This is a genomic window from Vibrio sp. 1402 (assembly GCF_033340275.1).
The window spans coordinates 1-795 of the sequence record NZ_JAWOWE010000177.1; the positions used below are offsets into that span (position 1 = coordinate 1).

Sequence of the window (795 nt, forward strand, 5' to 3'; positions counted from 1 at the left end):
GTTAAGTTCAACTGCCATTGATGTTCCTTAAATAAGTTCCGTTTTAGCCTTTAAGGCGGTTTTCTAAGAAAGGCACCAGCTCTTCGTGTGCATGACGTAATAGTGCCTCAGTTGACTCCCAATTAATACAAGCGTCAGTGATAGATACGCCGTATTTCATCTCATCCAAAGCCAGATCAGAAGATTGATTACCTTCATTAATGTGGCTTTCGATCATCAAACCGATGATCGACTTGTTCCCTTCACGGATTTGGTGAATCACATCTTCTGCGACCAATGGCTGACGCCGGTAATCTTTGCGTGAATTTGCATGACTGCAATCCACCATCAATGACGCTTCAAGACCTGATTTCGCCATTTCTTGTTCGCATTCCGTAACGGATACTGAATCGTAGTTCGTCTGTTTACCACCACGTAGGATCACGTGGCCATTCGGGTTACCTTGGGTTGTAAGCAACGCAACTTGACCTTCACGGTTGATACCCATAAAGCGGTGGCTAGAAGAGGCTGCCTGCATCGCATTGATTGCGGTTGCCAAACTACCATCTGTGCCATTCTTAAAGCCAATCGGCATCGAAAGACCACTAGCCATCTCACGGTGTGTTTGTGATTCTGTTGTGCGTGCGCCGATCGCTGCCCAACTAAAAGTATCGGCTAAGTATTGTGGGCTAATTGGGTCAAGTGCTTCGGTTGCAAGTGGGATTTCCATTTCCGCCAGTTCCACCAGCAGTTCACGTCCTACATGCAGACCGTGTTCAATGTCGAAGCTGCCATCTAGGTGTGGGTCATTGATCA

The 795-nt window shown here is 46.9% G+C and carries 1 protein-coding gene; it reads right to left on the reverse strand.

Going from position 1 to position 795, the window contains the following annotated elements:
* Positions 1-43 precede the first annotated feature (43 nt).
* Positions 44-795, reverse strand: a 752-nt coding sequence (locus tag R7044_RS24920; protein ID WP_225455962.1) for a 3-deoxy-7-phosphoheptulonate synthase, incomplete at its 5' end; no start/stop codon positions are given.